At 63.2% G+C, this 15,770-nt stretch carries 19 protein-coding genes and 1 pseudogene; 7 read left to right on the plus strand and 13 right to left on the minus strand.

Features of this window, described 5'->3' with window-relative positions:
- Positions 1-122 precede the first annotated feature (122 nt).
- The 5 genes and pseudogenes from pilB to ACW7G6_RS08940 all read right to left on the minus strand — a co-directional run bounded on the left by pilB (position 123) and on the right by ACW7G6_RS08940 (position 4,604).
- A complete protein-coding gene (pilB, locus tag ACW7G6_RS08920) occupies positions 123-1,847 on the minus strand; it encodes a type IV-A pilus assembly ATPase PilB (RefSeq protein ID WP_456998072.1) in 1,725 nt (574 codons plus the stop codon).
- A 131-nt stretch (positions 1,848-1,978) separates the two neighbouring features.
- Positions 1,979-2,431, minus strand: coding sequence for a pilin (locus tag ACW7G6_RS08925; RefSeq protein ID WP_456998073.1), 453 nt, complete (start codon positions 2,429-2,431; stop codon positions 1,979-1,981).
- A gap of 183 nt (positions 2,432-2,614) precedes the next feature.
- Positions 2,615-3,026, minus strand: a pseudogene (locus tag ACW7G6_RS08930) (pilin).
- Between the two features lie 41 nt (positions 3,027-3,067).
- Complete coding sequence (locus tag ACW7G6_RS08935) at positions 3,068-3,793, minus strand: transposase (RefSeq protein ID WP_456998074.1); 726 nt, start codon at positions 3,791-3,793, stop codon at positions 3,068-3,070.
- Between the two features lie 388 nt (positions 3,794-4,181).
- Positions 4,182-4,604, minus strand: coding sequence for a pilin (locus tag ACW7G6_RS08940; protein WP_456998075.1), 423 nt, complete (start codon positions 4,602-4,604; stop codon positions 4,182-4,184).
- Between the two features lie 442 nt (positions 4,605-5,046).
- On the opposite strand from ACW7G6_RS08940, the gene ACW7G6_RS08945 reads away from it, so the two are divergent.
- Complete coding sequence (locus ACW7G6_RS08945; protein WP_456978345.1) at positions 5,047-5,580, plus strand: outer membrane beta-barrel protein; 534 nt, start codon at positions 5,047-5,049, stop codon at positions 5,578-5,580.
- A 167-nt stretch (positions 5,581-5,747) separates the two neighbouring features.
- On the opposite strand, the gene ACW7G6_RS08950 is transcribed toward ACW7G6_RS08945, so the two are convergent.
- The gene (locus ACW7G6_RS08950) at positions 5,748-5,939 is read right to left on the minus strand and encodes a type II toxin-antitoxin system MqsA family antitoxin (protein ID WP_456998155.1); all 192 of its coding nucleotides are present in this window, start codon (positions 5,937-5,939) and stop codon (positions 5,748-5,750) included.
- 57 nt (positions 5,940-5,996) lie between these two features.
- On the opposite strand from ACW7G6_RS08950, the gene ACW7G6_RS08955 reads away from it, so the two are divergent.
- From ACW7G6_RS08955 to ACW7G6_RS08970, 4 genes are all read left to right on the plus strand, one after another.
- Positions 5,997-6,281, plus strand: coding sequence for a DUF4258 domain-containing protein (locus tag ACW7G6_RS08955; protein ID WP_456978346.1), 285 nt, complete (start codon positions 5,997-5,999; stop codon positions 6,279-6,281).
- Positions 6,282-6,321: 40 nt separating this feature from the next.
- The gene (locus ACW7G6_RS08960; protein ID WP_456978347.1) at positions 6,322-6,675 is read left to right on the plus strand and encodes a hypothetical protein; all 354 of its coding nucleotides are present in this window, start codon (positions 6,322-6,324) and stop codon (positions 6,673-6,675) included.
- A 272-nt stretch (positions 6,676-6,947) separates the two neighbouring features.
- On the plus strand, positions 6,948-7,199 hold the full coding sequence (locus tag ACW7G6_RS08965) for a type II toxin-antitoxin system Phd/YefM family antitoxin (RefSeq protein ID WP_456978348.1): 252 nt from the start codon (positions 6,948-6,950) through the stop codon (positions 7,197-7,199).
- Positions 7,196-7,450: a Txe/YoeB family addiction module toxin gene (locus ACW7G6_RS08970; protein ID WP_456978349.1), complete on the plus strand. Its 255-nt coding sequence runs from the start codon at positions 7,196-7,198 to the stop codon at positions 7,448-7,450. Before ACW7G6_RS08965 ends, ACW7G6_RS08970 begins: the two co-directional genes overlap by 4 nt.
- A 20-nt stretch (positions 7,451-7,470) precedes the next feature.
- Here the strand turns inward: ACW7G6_RS08970 and ACW7G6_RS08975 are convergent, their stop codons facing one another.
- Genes ACW7G6_RS08975 through ACW7G6_RS08985 form a run of 3 tightly spaced genes read right to left on the minus strand, consistent with a single transcriptional unit; the run spans position 7,471 to position 8,419 of the window.
- Entirely contained in the window at positions 7,471-7,746 is a 276-nt protein-coding gene (locus ACW7G6_RS08975; RefSeq protein ID WP_456978350.1) for a type II toxin-antitoxin system RelE/ParE family toxin, read from the minus strand.
- Entirely contained in the window at positions 7,746-8,006 is a 261-nt protein-coding gene (locus ACW7G6_RS08980; RefSeq protein ID WP_456978351.1) for a CopG family ribbon-helix-helix protein, read from the minus strand. Before ACW7G6_RS08980 ends, ACW7G6_RS08975 begins: the two co-directional genes overlap by 1 nt.
- A gap of 41 nt (positions 8,007-8,047) precedes the next feature.
- Positions 8,048-8,419, minus strand: coding sequence for a type II toxin-antitoxin system HicB family antitoxin (locus ACW7G6_RS08985; protein WP_456978352.1), 372 nt, complete (start codon positions 8,417-8,419; stop codon positions 8,048-8,050).
- A 14-nt stretch (positions 8,420-8,433) separates the two neighbouring features.
- Here ACW7G6_RS08985 and ACW7G6_RS08990 point away from each other — a divergent pair, with 14 nt between their 5' ends.
- The gene (locus tag ACW7G6_RS08990) at positions 8,434-8,715 is read left to right on the plus strand and encodes a CopG family ribbon-helix-helix protein (RefSeq protein ID WP_456998076.1); all 282 of its coding nucleotides are present in this window, start codon (positions 8,434-8,436) and stop codon (positions 8,713-8,715) included.
- On the plus strand, positions 8,703-8,993 hold the full coding sequence (locus ACW7G6_RS08995; protein ID WP_456978355.1) for a type II toxin-antitoxin system RelE/ParE family toxin: 291 nt from the start codon (positions 8,703-8,705) through the stop codon (positions 8,991-8,993). Before ACW7G6_RS08990 ends, ACW7G6_RS08995 begins: the two co-directional genes overlap by 13 nt.
- A 63-nt stretch (positions 8,994-9,056) precedes the next feature.
- On the opposite strand, the gene ACW7G6_RS09000 is transcribed toward ACW7G6_RS08995, so the two are convergent.
- The 4 genes from ACW7G6_RS09000 to ACW7G6_RS09015 are packed head-to-tail and all read right to left on the minus strand — an operon-like array spanning position 9,057 to position 15,758.
- A complete protein-coding gene (locus tag ACW7G6_RS09000) occupies positions 9,057-10,052 on the minus strand; it encodes a hypothetical protein (RefSeq protein WP_456998077.1) in 996 nt (331 codons plus the stop codon).
- A 2-nt stretch (positions 10,053-10,054) separates the two neighbouring features.
- A complete protein-coding gene (locus ACW7G6_RS09005) occupies positions 10,055-11,515 on the minus strand; it encodes a hypothetical protein (protein WP_456978357.1) in 1,461 nt (486 codons plus the stop codon).
- A 12-nt stretch (positions 11,516-11,527) separates the two neighbouring features.
- Positions 11,528-14,308, minus strand: a complete 2,781-nt coding sequence (locus ACW7G6_RS09010; protein ID WP_456998078.1) for a type VI secretion system Vgr family protein — start codon at positions 14,306-14,308, stop codon at positions 11,528-11,530.
- Between the two features lie 16 nt (positions 14,309-14,324).
- A complete protein-coding gene (locus ACW7G6_RS09015) occupies positions 14,325-15,758 on the minus strand; it encodes a sigma-54-dependent transcriptional regulator (protein ID WP_456978359.1) in 1,434 nt (477 codons plus the stop codon).
- Positions 15,759-15,770 lie beyond the last annotated feature (12 nt).

Genomic DNA, 15,770 nt, shown 5'->3' on the forward strand with positions numbered 1-15,770 from the left:
TGACCTTCCACGTCGCGATAGCTACGCCGGTCACGGAGCGGACTTTGAGATTCACCCACGTAACGTCCATGGATTCCCGCCTTCGCGGGAATGACGGCCTCTTTCGCGGGAATGACGGCTTCTCAGTCCTTGGTCACCCGGTTGATCTCCGCCAGGCTGGTGACCCCGTTGCGGGCTTTCAACAATGCCGATTGCCGCAGATCACGCACGCCGGCCGTCTGCGCCGCCTCGGCAATCTGCATCGCATTGCCACCGGCCAGCACGATCATCTGGATCTCCTCGCTCATCGGCATCACCTGGTAGATACCGGTCCGGCCCTTGTAGCCCTCGGTGCAGTCGCCGCATCCGACCGCCTCGTACAGCTTGAACTCGGGGTCGGCGATTTCCTCGGCGGTAAACCCTTCAGCCAGCAAGGCATGCTCCGGCAGGTCCACCGGCCGCTTGCAGCTGTGCAGCCGCCGCGCCAGCCGCTGGGCGATCACCAGGGTGACCGAGGAGGTGATGTTGAACGGTGCCACGCCCATGTTCATCAACCGCGCGATGGTTTGCGGGGCGTCGTTGGTATGCAGGGTGGACAGCACCATGTGCCCGGTCTGGGCCGCCTTGATGCCGATCTCGGCGGTTTCCAGGTCGCGGATCTCACCGACCATGATCACGTCCGGATCCTGGCGCAGGAAGCTGCGCAGCGCGGCGGCAAAGGTCATGCCGCGCTTGATGTTCATCTGCACCTGGTTGATGCCGGGCACCCGGATCTCGACCGGATCCTCGACCGTGGAGATGTTGCGGGTCTCGTCATTGAGGATGTTCAGCGCGGTGTACAGCGACACCGTCTTGCCCGAGCCGGTGGGGCCGGTGACCAGCACCATGCCGTAAGGCCGCTGCACCGCGCCCAGGAACAGGTCGCGCTGCTCGTCCTCGTAGCCCAGCTTCTCGATGCCCATCTTGGCAGCGCTGCCGTCCAGGATGCGCAGCACGATCTTCTCGCCAAACAGGGTTGGCAAGGTGCTGACGCGGAAGTCGATCTGCCGGGTCTTGCTCAGGTTGAGCTTTATGCGCCCGTCCTGGGGTGCCCGCTTCTCGGCGATGTCCAGTTGCGCCATCACCTTCAGGCGTGCGGAGATGCGTGGCTGCAGCTTCACCGGCACCCGTGCCGACTGCTTGAGCAGGCCATCGATGCGCAGGCGTACCCGATACTCGGTCTCGTAGGGCTCGAAGTGGATGTCCGATGCGCCGCGGCGGATTGCGTCGACCAACACCTTGTTGATGAACTTGACGACCGGCGTGTCGTCCGTCTTGGCGTCGACCCCGGCGTCGGAGTCGTCCTCGTCGGTACTGACGTCGAGGTTCTCCAGCCCCTCGTCGTCGCCGCCCATCGCATCGCCCATCGCATCGGCGGTTTCCAGCCAGCGGTCCAGGTGGCGCTTGATGCTCTCCTCATCGACCAGAATCGCCTCGATGGTAAAGTTGGTCTGGAACTTGATCTCCGACAGCGCATGGGTGTTGGTCGGGTCGGCGACACCCACGAACAGCCGGTTGCCGCGCCTGAACAATGGCAGCACGCAGTGCTTGCGCAGCAATTCCTCTTTGACCAGCTTGACCGCCGATTGCTCCGGGTCCATCGCCGCGGCATCAAACAACGGCACCCCGAACTCGATCGAGTTGGCCGCCGCCAGGTTGGCCGGCGTGACCAGGCGCTTGTCGACAATGTAGTTCGCCAGCGGCTTGCGCTCGTCGCTGGCCGCGGCCATGGCTTCGCGGGCAGCGGCCTCGCTCAGCGCACCGTCCAGCACCAGTCGCCGGGCAATACCGGTGATCCCTACCAGGTTGGCAGTAGCTACGGCGTTCATGTGATCCCCTGTGGTCCCTTGCAGACAACTTTACTGCAATCACCCGTTGGCAGGGCAGCGGCGGGCGCGCGTTGTGCGGGGCGGCACGTTACTTGGGACTTTGCCGGCCTGGGGCAAGCGTTGGCAGTTGCTCAGGTGCCGGTACAGCTGCTCGGCAGGTATTTTTGCGCGAGGGAGGAGGTACAGGCCCAGTAGATATTCCCGCTCGGTATGGTCCCTGCGACCAGCGGCGCGTGCGCGGCGCCGAAGGGAGTCAGCACTATGGTGCCGTTGCCGGCGCGTGCGGTGGTCGAGATGGAGATTGCGCCGGAGATTGCATCGACCGCAGCGGACGCCACGTTGGCCGAACCGTCACTGGGTTGGATCAGCGTGGCGTTGACCGCGAGATTGACTGCCCCCTCGGATGCATTGACCACGATCCCGGCCTTGAGGGCGCTGGCCAAGGTGAACGCCTCCGATACCCGCGACCGGACCACGTAATCCTGGTAAGCCGGCATGGCAATGACGGCAAGGATGGCGATGATCGCGACCACGATCATCAGCTCGATCAGGGTGAATCCTTTCTCGGCGCTGCCAGTCATCATGATCTTGCCTCCCCCCGAAGGCTCGCCGGATGGCGAGTTACTTCAATTTATGAAGCAATAATGATGCCAACCATCTGAAGCCGGATTTTCCGTGTCCCGAAAAAGAAAGCCCCCACCTTACGGCAGGGGCTTCTCGTTGCAAGGTAAGCCGACGGGGTCTTGTGTCGGTTTACCGGTTCGCAATTACACGCCGGTGCAGCTGCTCGGCAGATACTGCTGCTTGATCGTCGAGGTGCAGGCCCAGGTGATGATGCCGGTCGGCGGGGTGCCCGAGACCAACGCGCCAGCGGCGATGCTTGGGGTAAAGATAGCGTTGCCGTTACCGGCGCGGCGCGCGAGGTCGTGGCCACCGTGATGACACCGCTTGCGGCATCGACCAAGGTCGACGTCACATTGTCGGATCCATCGGCGGTAGTGGTCAGAGTTGCGCCGGTATCGAGGTCTTCGCCTTCCGCGGCATTGACGGCAACGACGGACTTGAGGCCATCGGCCAACACCATCGCTTCAGACACGCGCGACTTCACGACGTAGTCCTGATAAGCCGGCAGCGCGATCGCGGCCAGGATGGCGATGATCGCAACACAACAACGATCATCAGTTCGATGAGGGTGAGGCAGCTGGGGTCGGCAGCTGGGGTCAGAGAACATTTCCGTTTGAATCCAGCGCATGCGCATCCGCTGCTGCCTTCGCGGGCCGCCCCACGCTGCGCACGCGGACTGGCCGTTGCAGCGTCTTCTCCAACATTGCCTGGAACCGTGGCGAGCCCAATGCACGCTCCTGGCGCATGTGCTCGCGCACCGCATTCAACTGGTCCTGGTCAAGCGGTTCCATCAGCACGGCCCGATAGCGCGCAACGCGGATGGCGGCATCCGCGCCCAGCGCGATGAAGGACGGGTGCGGTTGCAGCAAGGGGCATGGCTGCAGACCGAGGTTGGCGTGCACGCTCGACCACCGATACTCCCACGGCAATGCAGCCAGCCCCGCGCGCACGGGATTGAGCTCGATGTAGCGCAGGCACGTCAACAAGTAGCGGTCGCTGTCCACCAGGCATGAGCGGAACCGACCCTCCCACAACGTTCCGGTACGGGCGTATTTGTGGTTGAAGGCGCGCACGTAGCGCCTTCCGAGTGACTGTATCATCCGCGACACCGCCCCCGTCACCGCGGCGCTTACCAACAGGTGCACGTGATTGTCCATCAGTACCCAGCCATGCACCGCCACATCATGTGCGGTGGCCGCAATCGTCAGCGCATCGAAATAAGCGGCGTGATCCTCGTCATCGATGAAGGTGGCGCCGCGATTGACCCCGCGATGGGTGATATGCATCGGGATGCCAGGCAACTCCAGTCGGGGGCGACGCATGCATGGCACTCCACTGGTTGAAAGTGCTCAGCGTGGTCGTTGCCTGGGGAGTCCTGTATCGGCCCAGTGCGCATGGCAGCGAGGAAAAGGGGGCGATGGGTTATTGGCGGGACGGGCTGGCGGCTTGTCTTGCGCCAACAAAAAACCCCGGCGGGTGCCGGGGTTCTTTGTGTTGCCAGGAAGCGAGGTCGAGTGAATCGGTGCCTGTAACTTCAGGGTTGCCGATTCAAGTGGAAATGTTCTCCACTCTGACCCTTTTCGCGCTGGATACTCGATCAGATGGGTGCGGCTTCGTTCAGGTGGCCATCCATGCCGAGATCCTGACTGGCTCGCCCCAAAAAGCAAAACCCCGGCGAGCGCCGGGGTTCTGTTCACGCGGAAACCGAAGTTAAGCGCGGCATTCTGCCGGACGGAACTTGGGAAGCAAGGTGCCGGTGGTGCAATTCCATGTCACGTTGGAAGCAGGCGGAGTGCCCGCGACCAGCGCAGGGGTGGGGGTAAAGATGAGCGTACCCGCGCCGGCGCGGGTGGTGGTGGTGACAGTGATAACGCCGCTGGCGCCGTCCACAGTCACGCTCTCGATGTTGTTGGTAGCGAGCGGCGCAGTGTAGCCGCTATCGAAGGCGCTTCCATTGGCTGCGTTCTCGATGACGCTGACCTTGGCGGCCGATGCGAGACCCATGCCCTCGGCCACGCGAGCGCGGACGGTGTAATCCTGATAAGCCGGCAGCGCAATCGCGGCCAGGATGGCGATGATCGCCACAACGATCATCAGTTCGATGAGGGTGAAGCCTTGCTGGTTGTTCTTCATGGTGTTTCCCCTAGGAGTGATTGTTACTTCACGTACCTGCAGTCCGGCTGTTCCGGTCCGTCGGCACCGCCGTGCGTGCTGCACGTGCAGGGAAGAGTACGCATGAGCCGTGCCAAGTACAGTGTTATGGGCCTTTCGCTGAGGCTAAGTCGCGAAACTGAATGCCGGGTCACGTTTGGATGGGGCATGTGTGTTGGCAGGGTGACGCGGAAGGTCGGTTTGGCTGCGGGCTGAGTGACGGTTTGCGTCACATCGGGGTGGGCAGCCAGTCCCACGCGCGGGACGATCCATCCCTGCTTACGCCCTTTTCAACCCGTTCCGGGGCCCCATTTTCTGTTCTGCAGCGATGGCAGTCCAGGCATTCCGCCGGGGCCCATCGCACGGACGACTCGCCGCTCCCTCCCCTTTGCCGCGATGTCCGGATGCAGGAGCCAGCAACACCATGAACAAGACCAACATCCTGTCCCGTACCCTTTTGGCCGTCGTTATCGGCGCCGCCGCCTTTGGCGCGCAGGCCACCGAGCAGCCCGGTTTCTATGCCGGCGTCGGTGCCGGCCAGTCCATCGTCGACGAAGGCATCCTGGATGACGAGGACACCGCGTTCTCGGTATTCGGTGGTTACCAGGTCAACCGCTATTTCGGTATCGAGGCCGGCTATGCCGACTTCGGCGAGATCGAGCCCCGCGGCGTGCCCGGTAACGTCGAGGCCGAGACGGCCTACCTGACCGCCGTCGGTACCCTGCCATTCACCGATAAGTTTTCCGGTTACGCCAAGGCAGGCTTCCATGTCTGGGACGCCGAGGCGCGTATCCCGGGAGTGATCAGCGCGGACGATGACGGTACCGATGCGACATACGGCCTCGGCCTGCAGTACCGTTTCACCGACGCTGTCGCCCTGCGCGGCGAGTACAGCCGGTTCGAGATGGACGATATCGACGTCGACCTGGCCCAGGTGCAGCTGCGGTTTGACTTCTAGGAAGTCTGCGAATCGTTTGTGACGGAGCGGGGATCCAGCGACTTCGGGCCTTTGAGGGCTGAAGGGGCTGGGTTCCCGCTTTTTGCATTACTGTCCGGGGAAAAGCCAGATCCATGTCCGCCCTGACCCATCGCTCGCTGTGATTGAGCGCCACAAGTCTCCACGGTTCAGTGCGTCAGTTCTGCCAGCTGCTCGGGGTGCTTGTTCAACAGGCGGAACAGGTTGACCACGGCCGGGAGTGGGCGAGCCTCTTCGGGCTCATAGCCGCTGAAGGCATTGTTGTGGCCGCAACTCGGTCCGTCGGCATCCCATGAGGCGGCTCGTCGGGGCTGTAATCCGGTACAAGCCAGTGCTGAGATCGACTTGTATCTCTTTTAGATATACAATGCCGGCCTGGCCGCAGGAGCTTGCCCGGGATGCCCTTGATCATCAGTCCCGCCATCCAGTCCAAACTTCTCAAGCGACATGACGTCACCGCGCGCGATGTGGAAGAGTGTTTTGCCAACCGCACGGGCCGCTTGCTGATCGATGACCGCGCCGAGAACCGTACCAATCCGCCGACGCGCTGGTTCATCGCGCAAACACACCACGGACGGTCGCTGAAAATCGTCTTCGTTCAGAGCGGCGAGGACGTGTTCCTGAAGACCGCTTACGGCCCGAATGCGGAAGAGTTGCGTATCTATCGCAAGTTTGGCCAATGAAGCCGACCCTGTTGCTGCTGACCCATTGATGGAGAACACCATGAGCACCACTTCCCGCAAGACTTCCCGCCCCGCGCTACGAGTTGAAGAGTGCGACTGGGAATCGGGCAAGCTCGGTCGCGACGAGGCACACGTGCGCGTGGCCGACTCGTCTGAAGAGGCGGCGCTGGATGAAGCACTTGGCCTGAAACTGATCTCGGTTCGTCTGCAGAGCGCATTGATCAAGGACATGAAGTTGATCGCCGACTACCACGGCATCGGCTACCAGCCATTGATGCGCGACGTGCTCAACCGGTTCGCCCGTACCGAGTTGCACACGATTGCCGAGAACATGGCCAAGACCGAAGCCGCACGCAAGGCCTTGACTGAGCGACCAAAGCGCAAACACGGCTGATTGCGCCCGTACGTTGCTGCTTACGCCTGCTGCGCCGGAGCTGACCGGCAGACGCGATGATCTGCGTAGATAGCGATTGATTTAAGAAGTGTTTTTGATCGAGCGAAGACAGCGCCACGATTGCCTGCCAGGCAACCGACGTCCCTGGGCTCCCGCCTGTGACCGTAGGAAGTCCAGTCGGGCGCGGAGTTTCCTTACGTAATTGTCAGGGGCTGGCTCTTGACAAGATGCATCTACACTTGTACAGATATGCGTACAACTGGAGGTGCGCTATGAACACGATTACCTACAGCGCTGCACGAGCCAAATTGGCCGATACGATGGACCGCGTATGCGGTGACCACGAGCCTGTCATCATCACCCGCAATGGCCAGCAGGCTGTTGTGATGATTGCGCTGGATGATTTCAAAGCGCTTGAGGAAACCGCCTACCTGTTGCGCAGCCCCAGGAACGCTCAGCGTTTGCTCGAGAGCATTGCAGCTCTTGAGTCTGGGAAGGGCAGAGAGCGGAGCTTGGCTGAGTGAAGCTAGTCTTCTCCGAGCAAGCGTGGGAAGACTATTTGTACTGGCAGAAGATCGACAAGAAGCTGGTGCAGCGTATCAACGGCCTGATCAAAGTGATCACCAGGACGCCGCATACAGGCACCGGGAAGCCAGAGCCACTGAGGCATGCGTTGTCCGGTTACTGGTCGCGACGCGTCAATGACGAGCACCGAATCGTCTACAAAGTGGCCGATGATTCTTTGCTTATCGCTCAGTTGCGATATCACTACTGACGGTAGCTAAGTGGGCCGGATCACCGGTTTTCGCGGGTATGCCATACGCGAAGCACGTACAGGCCGGAGGCGTGGATTTCGTAGCGCATTTCGTAATGGCCTACCAGGATGCGGCGGACTTCGCGGGGATCGAACTCATCGAGTCGTTCCCCCAGCCGGGGCTGTTCCCGCAATCGCCATGGCACTGCTATCAGCGCTTGTACGGTGCGAGTCGCCGCGCCGGGGTTGGCAGCCAGCAAAAACCCGTGGAGGCGAGTCACGTCCGACGTCGCCTGGGCAGTCCACTGCAGGTCCATCAACGCGGCGGCGGAAGCGGCTGGTCGCCGGACAGGCTGTCGGCCCAAGCCTGCATCGCCTGGTGGTCAATGACATTGCCGCTGTCGACATCTGCCAAAGCCTCAAGCGTCAGCTGTCGTCGTTCTTCCTCTTGATCGACCCAAGCACTCAATGCCTGCTTGACGATCCACCCGCGCGAGCGTTCCATCCGGGCGGCCAGCAGGTCGACCTTGTCGGCGAGCGGCTGTGGCAGGTGGGCGGTCACTACTTTGGTGTTCATGGATTGGACTCTATGGTTAATCATGTTGAATCATACCGATTTTACTTGACCAGTCCAAAACTGGCGCGGACGCGCAAAAGGACATGGACGCCACAAGGCCGGGTTGCGCAAAGCTGGATGCGATGGCTCGCCGTTGGGAGCTCGAACTGGAAGGGCGGGGCAACCTGACCGGCGGAACTCAAGGGGCCATCAATCAACCGATGGCCACGTGGGCGATGTAGCTGGAGGCGGGTTTCGCCCAGTTGCTTTGCGTTGGCATCCAGGCGTTTCAGTACGCACCGTGGCAGTGTGATGTTGACACGCTCCACGGTGTCATCCAGCAGGGGAAGGATCCGCGGTGCGCGTACGCGTCGCCGGCTTTGGCGCTGCTTGCCGCCCCTGAGTGATCGGCGTAGGGTGTTAAGAGGTAACACCTTTGAGGAAGGTCATGGCGGCGCCCACTACCAGCGTGAAGATCGATCCGGATATCAAGGTCCGGATACAACGGCTCGCGGAAGCGAGGCATCGTTCGAGCCATTGGCTGTTACGCGAAGCGGTCGAGCAGTACGTCGAGCGTGAGGAAAAGCGCGAGAGTTTCCGTCAGGCGGGACTTGCGGCATGGGCGGCCTACCAAGAGACGGGTCTGCACGTGACAGCGGCGGAAGCGGATGCCTGGATGGCCAAGCTTGAATCGGGCAAGGATGCGGATATGCCGGAATGTCACGGCTGAAGTGGACGTCCGACGCGCTGGGGGACATTGCGCGGCTGCACGCCTTCCTGGAGGCGAAAAGCCCGGATGCCGCGCGACGAGCGATCCGGGTGATCCGTGAGGGTGTGGGGGTCTTGACGCAGCATCCAGAAGCCGGGCGCCCCACGCCTGAAATGGCACCGGAGTTCCGCGAGTGGCTGGTCGAGTTTGCAGCGGGTGGTTATGTGGTGTTGTATCGCTACGACGGTCGCGAGGTGGTCGTGTTAGCGGTACGGCATGTGCGCGAGGCAGGGTACTGAAACCTGATCACTGCAACTCCTCTGATCCCGGCGTCGAATATCTACTTGCATATCGGCCTCCATCTACAGCGTGGGGTCGGACTGATCGGGCGACCATTGCCAGAACGTGGCGCCGTAGCTGCTGCCATCTATCACGGGGAACGCGTCGCCCTGCTTGAAGTAGCGACGGCTGCCTTGCTTGGCGGGAGTGAACCAGTAGCCGGTACGTGGGCAGGCCTTGTTGGCTGGGACACGCAGAGGCGCGGATTCGATCGGGCCAAGGCCTTCCTCGAATGGGATTGATTCGCCTGGCACACGCTCAATCAAAGTCCACGACGTGGGGCGCTTTTCCGAGATCGGGACCTTCTGCCAGACAACACCATTCTCGTCGATGCTCTCATCAATACGGATCAAGTGCCGGGCTTTGGGTGCCTTGTCGCCGGTGACCAGCAGCGAGGCGCAGCTGCGATCGATGTCCGGCAAATAGATGCCGCTCTTCGGAATCGGCTCACCAGTCGCGACCTGTACTGACGAATTGAGATGGTAACGCGACCAGCGTTGCGGCGGCTCCAGTGGACCAAAGCTACCCTCCGAGTAGCGCTCCGTGAGAGTACCTGGGTTCCAGTAACGATCAATCGTATTCGTCACCATGCTTGCCGGCCGGAGCGTGTCCCCAAGAAGGTCCCAGAACTTGTCACTGCCTCCCTGCACCACCGCTGTCACCTGCGGTTCGTCCATCCAGGTCCAGTCGTGCTCGATGATACCGCGGTGGTCGCTGCCGACTTCAGATGCTGCTCCGAGTCCGTTGAGCTCACCATGCGACACCATGATGTACCCCTCGCACAGGCTCCTCAGCGTGCTGCGCATGTTCGGCAATACGCTCTCCCCCCAGACCACATCCGGCTGCCGGCTCAGATGACGGCTGCGATAGTCCGGCGGCAGGTTGTTGACGAATGCGTCAAGGCACTGCTCGGCGTACTTGATCGTCGCCTCGTAGTTGTCGCGGACCGCCCGAAAGTAGTCGAGGGTGCTGAAGCGTTCCAGCAGATACACCTCTTGTGGAATCAGTGGTGTTGCCATGATCAGTCCTTGCTTGCATACAGATTGTTCTTCAGCACCGGCACGCCGACCAGGCTGAGCGGCTCACCGGCCAGACTACGGTAGCCCCACCCGGTGGCGTGACGTTGGCCCAAGTAGGCGACATCCAGATCGGCAGGATCGAGCACGATCTGACGCGCTCCGCCTTCGAGTACATATTCGGCTCGCTTGGTCGTGGGGTTTTTGTACGCCTGCGACGCCACCGTTCCTTCCCAAGCCTTCAAACCTTTGCCCGGCGGCACGGTGTAGGTGACGTACTCGCCGTTGCTGTTCCATTCGGCCTTGACCGCGAACCGGCGCCGCCACTCGGCCTTGCTCTTGAGCTGGTCGAACTCAGACTTGGTCATCCAGCAGATCGAGTTGTCGTACGATTTTGGATCGACGATGCGGTACAGCACCGTGCCGGGCGGGTAGGCGACGGCGTTGAGCGTGCCGTGGAAGGTCTTGTAACCCCCTTTGGTCGGCCCCTTCACCGTGTCGCCCATGTCGGGATACCCCAGCCTTCCCGGCGGAGCATCTTCTAACGCGTCATACGAGAGGTCGCTTCCCTCATCCACCCAGTCGGGCTTGTCTCGCCTGAACGTCTCCAACTCGGCTTCGTTGGCGGGACGCTTGAAGAAATGCGGATTGATCGAATTGACCCGTGCCCGATAGGCCTGGTCGGCCTCGACGTCCAGCCGCCGCGCGACGCGATCCAGCCAGTTCGTCACCGGCCGCAGCACCTTGGCCAACTGCGTATTGGCTGCCCTGCGGATGGTCAACACCATCTGCAGCAGTTGTCCGGCTTGACTGCCCATCGCAGCCGAGCCCCAGCGCTGGATCAAGTCCACCAGATCACGCAGTGCCGACACGATCTCGTCAAAGGCTTTGGTCAGAAGCGAAACGTTGAGCGCGCCGGCAACTTCGCGCACCTTCCCGGCCAACCATTTGTATGGGTTGTCCAATTTCATGAACCGGAGGGTGGCGCGCACGGCCGGCGTGTCCAGGTGTTTGTTGAGCTTGCCGATGCCCACGTCCACCCAGTAGGAAGTGTGCTTCCACAGGTCGGTATCGACAGTGTTCTTGGCAACCCGGATCGTGGCTTTGCGGCTAGAGGCGACCAGAATCTTGAAGCAGCCCTTGGCCAGTGAGCCCAAGACGGGAATCAGCCCGATCAGGGTGATGGTCAAGCCGATCCATGCCCACGTGTTGGACGTGTCTTCGTTGATCTTCCTGCAGTTGGCAACTACATCACGCACGTCGCAGAGCTGATCGACGCCGGGGATCATCGAGACCACCATGCCTGTAATCATCTGGGCGTTGCTTTGCTCCTCGTTGAAGTCGCCTTGCAGCACCTCCCAGATCCACTCGGCTGCCGCTGCAAGACTCTCGCCTGCACTGTCGATCCATTCGGCCGGCGCGGATGTGAACCACGCGAGCGCGTTTTCCAGTTCGTCCCACTCCATGTTCGGTTGTCCTTAACCTAACTTTGCAATTGCAGCTTGCATGATCGATCTGGTCGGCTTCCACGGCTCATCGTCCAATGGTTTGCGCGGCTCGTACTCCACTCGTTCGGCCTTCTCAGGCACATTCTCATGCCGCGCGTGGCCGCCGGCATCGAGCTTGCCCTTGATCGTTTGACCGCCTTCGAAAAATATCGTGTAGCCCTGTCCTGCGAACGGCTGGTTGTCTGCGTCGCGATGATTGACTTCGATCCAGTTGTCCAGTTTAAGTTTGCTATCCGGCAATGCCGCCAACATCGCCGCCGCACTCGCCCCACCCCGAAACGGCACCTGCCCGGCCTTCACCGTGAAGTTGCCCGGGCAGGCGAACTTGATGTCGCCGCCTTCCAGGGTGATCTGGGTCTGACCCGCCTGCAGGACGATCTTCTGCTTCGCCAGTACGTCGATGCGTTCGTCGGTGGCGGTGATGGTGACGGATTGGTCGGCCAGTAGTTCCAATGGGCCGGAGTGGGCCTGCAGAGTCACCGGGCCGTTGGCGGCGATCGCCTTGATCGGGCCGTGCTGGGCGAACAGGGCGACGTGGCCGCCGCTGACGCCGGCAAAGGTGTGGCCGGCCGCCATATGGGTGTCTTGTTGGCTGGTCAGGTGGGTGTTGCCGCCGGCGTAGGCCAGGGCGCTGTTGGGCGTGGTCAGTGCGATGGCGTCGGGGGATTCTGCCAGTAGCAGCGGCGTCGCGAACTTCTCGACGGCGTCGCCGCCGTCACGGGCGCTGGCGTTTGGCTTGGTGGCGCTTTGGCCGTTGACGGTGGCCGGGTGCTTGCCGTCCTGCTCGGGGTCCAGCGCGGTGATCAGGTCGGTCTGGGCGGGGTTGGCGGCCAGCGCGGCGACTTCGCTGCCTTGGGCGGCGTCGCTCAGGGCTTGCGCGGTGCGCTCGGCGCCCTTGAGTTGGGCCAGCGCGTCGGACGTGTCCAACTGGGTCGAGGTGGCGTTGCTTCTTGCGGTGGTCGACAGCAACACGCCCTGACCGGCGCGCAGGTTGGCCCAGCCGAGGGTGGCCAGGTCGAAGCCCTGCCCACGAAGCTCGCCGCGGCGGGCGTTATTGGGGTCGATCAGGTAGCCGAGTTCCAGCCGGCTGTCGGCGAGGCTGGTGTGCAGGCGCTGGCGCAGCTGACCGCTGGCATCGTCCATCAGCCATTGCTGGGTGCCGCTGCCGTCGAGTGATTGGCTGTGCAGGCCGCTGAAGGTACCGGGATGGTTGCTGGCATCGGCCAGGGCGAACGGTGGGGGAATCGCACCGTTGTAGAGCTGGCCGACGATCACGGGCTGGTCGATGTCGCCATGCAGGAACTCGACCAGCACCTCGCTACCGATACGCGGCAGGGCGTGGCTGCCCCAGTTGGGACCGGCCTGCCATTCCGATACCCGCACCCAGGTGCCGCTGCTGTGGTCGCCGGGGGCGTGGCCGTCGGGGTGGGTGCTGGAGCCGGTCTCGGTGAGGCCGCCGCGGTTGGGGGCGACGCCGCGTTGCCACGGGAACTGGATGCGGACCTGGTGGTCGCGGGTGGAGGTGATGCTGGCATCGGGCAGGCCGACCACGTGGGCGGTCTGCAGGCCATGCACGGTCGGTCGGGGCCGCGAGACCGGAACGATGGGGGTGTCGGCGGTGACCGCCAGGAAGCGGTTGCGGTAGCTGCCGCGCTCCAGGTCGCCGCTGCCGGTGAATGCGCTGTCGAGCAGGGCGACGATGCCGCTGCCCAGGTTGTTGGCGGCGATGTGCTCGATCACCAGCGGGAGGAAGCGCTGGTCGGATAGGCCGGGATGCTGGGACAGGGTGAAGACGAACCCGGGCGCCAGTCCACGACCGCTGCCGGTGCCCGCATGCAGGCGCTGCGGCAGGCGCAAGGCATCAAGTTGCAGCGCGGCGGCGAGGTCGGCATGCGTGCGCACGGCAAAACGGCCGGCGCGCGGGACGGTGTAGACCTCGCGGGTCGGCAGGTGCGGGCCGGCGGGGTTGGTGGTCAGGCTGGCTGCGGTGGCTTCGACCTGCTCGGCTTGCCAGCTGGCGGTGGTGAAGGCGTTGGTGGTGGCTTGGCGCTGCTCTGTGAAGTGGTTGATCGCGTCACGCGACTCGGCGGCATCGCTGCGGTGGAAGCGCAACGTGGCCGGGCTGGCGGCAGGGGGTTCGGCGTCGCGGTCGAAAATCACCAGGGTGTGGGTGGTGGCCGGGCCGGAGTGTTCGAAGCGCCAGGCAAGGCCGGCGTCGGCCAGCAGGCGGAATACGAAGGCGTGGTCGGTCTCGCGGTATTGGGTGGTGGTGGGGTAGCACGCCAGTGACTGGTTGGCGTCGACCCGGAAGGCGGCTTGCGGGTAGTCGGCGAGAACCCGCTCGACCACGCCCAGCGCGTCCAGGTTCTGGAACACCAGTGCGTTGCGGCGCAGTTTCAGGAATGCGGTCCACGGCTCCATCGTCAGCCGATAACGGGCCAGGCCGCCGTCGCTGCCAAGCGGCGCCACCTGGGTGCAGTAGCCGTGCCAATGGCGATGTGACCCGTCGGCCTGCCGCAAGCGTAGCGCCAGCGGTTGCCCGATCAGTGCCTTGGCGTCCAGGAACGCCGACATCGACAGGCAGTCGATGTTGAAGGTGAAGTCGTCGCAGACCGATTCGCGGCCGTCGAAACGTTCGACCACCAGCGCGCCGGACGGCGCGGTGTCGATCTCGATCAGGCGGGTGTCTTGCGACAGCAGCGTCGACCATCGCCGGGCGGTTGCTGCGAGTGACTGGATATCCGTATCCATGGTTTCCATCCTTGGTTCAGTCGATGCCGAGTTTCTTCAGCTTGTAGCGCAATGCGCGGAAAGTGATGCCCAGCGCGGCGGCGGTACGGGTCTTGTTGTAGCGGTTTTCCTGCAGGGCGTGGTTGATCGCGGCGCGCTCGATCTCCTCGATATACGAGGGCAGGGCGCTGGTTGCGGTATCGCGCGGGTCGATGGTGCGCGGGTCGATGCCGGCCGCTGCCGCGGCGGTCTGCGGGGCCTGCGGGTGGGAGATGCCGGGGTGCTGGGGATTGCCAGGTGGGTTGCTGAAGCCGGAATGTTGCGGCAGCGACAGGTCGGCGGCGGTCAGGCTGCCGCCATCGGTCAACGCCATGGCGCGTTCGAGGATGTTCTCCAGTTCACGTACGTTGCCGGGGAAATGGTATTGCCCCAGCGCCGCCACGGCATCGGCGCTCAGGCTTGGCGTTTGGCAGCCCAGGTCGGCGGACAGACGCTGGAGGATCTTGGCCGACAGGCCGGGCAGGTCCTCCCGTCGGCCGCGCAGCGGTGGCACGTGCAGCTCGATGACGTTGATGCGGTAGTACAGATCCTGGCGGAAGCGGCCATCGGCCACCATGCGCGCGAGGTCCTTGTGGGTGGCCGACAGGATGCGCACATCGACCGGAATCTCGGCGTTGGCACCAACCGGCTTGATCGATTTTTCCTGGATCGCGCGCAGCAACTTGACCTGCATCGCCAGTGGCAGCTCGGCAACCTCGTCCAGGAACAAGGTGCCGCCGTCGGCGCTCTGGAACAGGCCCGGCTTGTCGGCGTGGGCGCCGGTAAAGCTGCCCTTCTTGTGGCCGAAGAACTCGCTTTCCATCAACTCCGAAGGGATCGCGCCGCAGTTGACCGGCACGAACGGGCTGGCACCGCGGCCCCCTTCGGAATGGATGGTGCGGGCGACCAGCTCCTTGCCGACGCCGGACTCGCCGGCGATGTAGACCGGAGCCTGGCTGCGGGCGACCTTGGTGATGGTATGGCGCAGGCTGACCATCGCCGGCGACTCGCCGTACAGGCGGGTGGCGACGGCTTCCGGGTTGTGGACGGGAGCCGGCTTGTCCTTCAGCTCCAGGGCGTGGCGGACCAGGTCGCGCAACACCGACAATTCCACCGGCTTGGCGACGAAGTCGAATGCGCCGGCCTTGAGTGCCTCCACGGCCGAGTCGACATTGCCGAATGCGGTGATCATCGCGACCGGGGTGTCGGGGTGGCGGTGGGCGATCTCCGCGACCAGGTCCAGACCCGAGCCATCCGGCAGCCGCATGTCGGTCAGGCACAGGTCGTACTGGTTGCGTGCCAGTTGGGCCCGGGCGTCAGACAGGCTGGATGCGGTGTCGCACCGCAGGCCCATCCGTCCCAGGGTCATGACCAGCAACTCGCGGATGTCGCGCTCGTCGTCGATCACCAATGCGCTGCGGGTGTCTGTCATTGCTCCTCCGGT

Source organism: Lysobacter sp. A421 (genome assembly GCF_054052145.1).

What these genes read in the sequence shown, in the direction of transcription:
- ACW7G6_RS08975 (WP_456978350.1), bottom strand. Translation starts at nt 7,746, where the DNA reads ATGGACCTGCAGTGGACTGCCCAGGCGACGTCGGACGTGACTCGCCTC.
- ACW7G6_RS08965 (WP_456978348.1), top strand. Translation starts at nt 6,948, where the DNA reads ATGAACACGATTACCTACAGCGCTGCACGAGCCAAATTGGCCGATACG.
- ACW7G6_RS08945 (WP_456978345.1), top strand. Translation starts at nt 5,047, where the DNA reads ATGAACAAGACCAACATCCTGTCCCGTACCCTTTTGGCCGTCGTTATC.
- ACW7G6_RS08995 (WP_456978355.1), top strand. Translation starts at nt 8,703, where the DNA reads ATGTCACGGCTGAAGTGGACGTCCGACGCGCTGGGGGACATTGCGCGG.
- ACW7G6_RS08940 (WP_456998075.1), bottom strand. Translation starts at nt 4,604, where the DNA reads ATGAAGAACAACCAGCAAGGCTTCACCCTCATCGAACTGATGATCGTT.
- ACW7G6_RS09005 (WP_456978357.1), bottom strand. Translation starts at nt 11,515, where the DNA reads ATGGAGTGGGACGAACTGGAAAACGCGCTCGCGTGGTTCACATCCGCG.
- ACW7G6_RS08990 (WP_456998076.1), top strand. Translation starts at nt 8,434, where the DNA reads ATGGCGGCGCCCACTACCAGCGTGAAGATCGATCCGGATATCAAGGTC.
- ACW7G6_RS08935 (WP_456998074.1), bottom strand. Translation starts at nt 3,793, where the DNA reads ATGCGTCGCCCCCGACTGGAGTTGCCTGGCATCCCGATGCATATCACC.
- ACW7G6_RS08955 (WP_456978346.1), top strand. Translation starts at nt 5,997, where the DNA reads ATGCCCTTGATCATCAGTCCCGCCATCCAGTCCAAACTTCTCAAGCGA.
- ACW7G6_RS08960 (WP_456978347.1), top strand. Translation starts at nt 6,322, where the DNA reads ATGAGCACCACTTCCCGCAAGACTTCCCGCCCCGCGCTACGAGTTGAA.
- pilB (WP_456998072.1), bottom strand. Translation starts at nt 1,847, where the DNA reads ATGAACGCCGTAGCTACTGCCAACCTGGTAGGGATCACCGGTATTGCC.
- ACW7G6_RS08925 (WP_456998073.1), bottom strand. Translation starts at nt 2,431, where the DNA reads ATGATGACTGGCAGCGCCGAGAAAGGATTCACCCTGATCGAGCTGATG.
- ACW7G6_RS09000 (WP_456998077.1), bottom strand. Translation starts at nt 10,052, where the DNA reads ATGGCAACACCACTGATTCCACAAGAGGTGTATCTGCTGGAACGCTTC.
- ACW7G6_RS09010 (WP_456998078.1), bottom strand. Translation starts at nt 14,308, where the DNA reads ATGGATACGGATATCCAGTCACTCGCAGCAACCGCCCGGCGATGGTCG.
- ACW7G6_RS09015 (WP_456978359.1), bottom strand. Translation starts at nt 15,758, where the DNA reads ATGACAGACACCCGCAGCGCATTGGTGATCGACGACGAGCGCGACATC.
- ACW7G6_RS08980 (WP_456978351.1), bottom strand. Translation starts at nt 8,006, where the DNA reads ATGAACACCAAAGTAGTGACCGCCCACCTGCCACAGCCGCTCGCCGAC.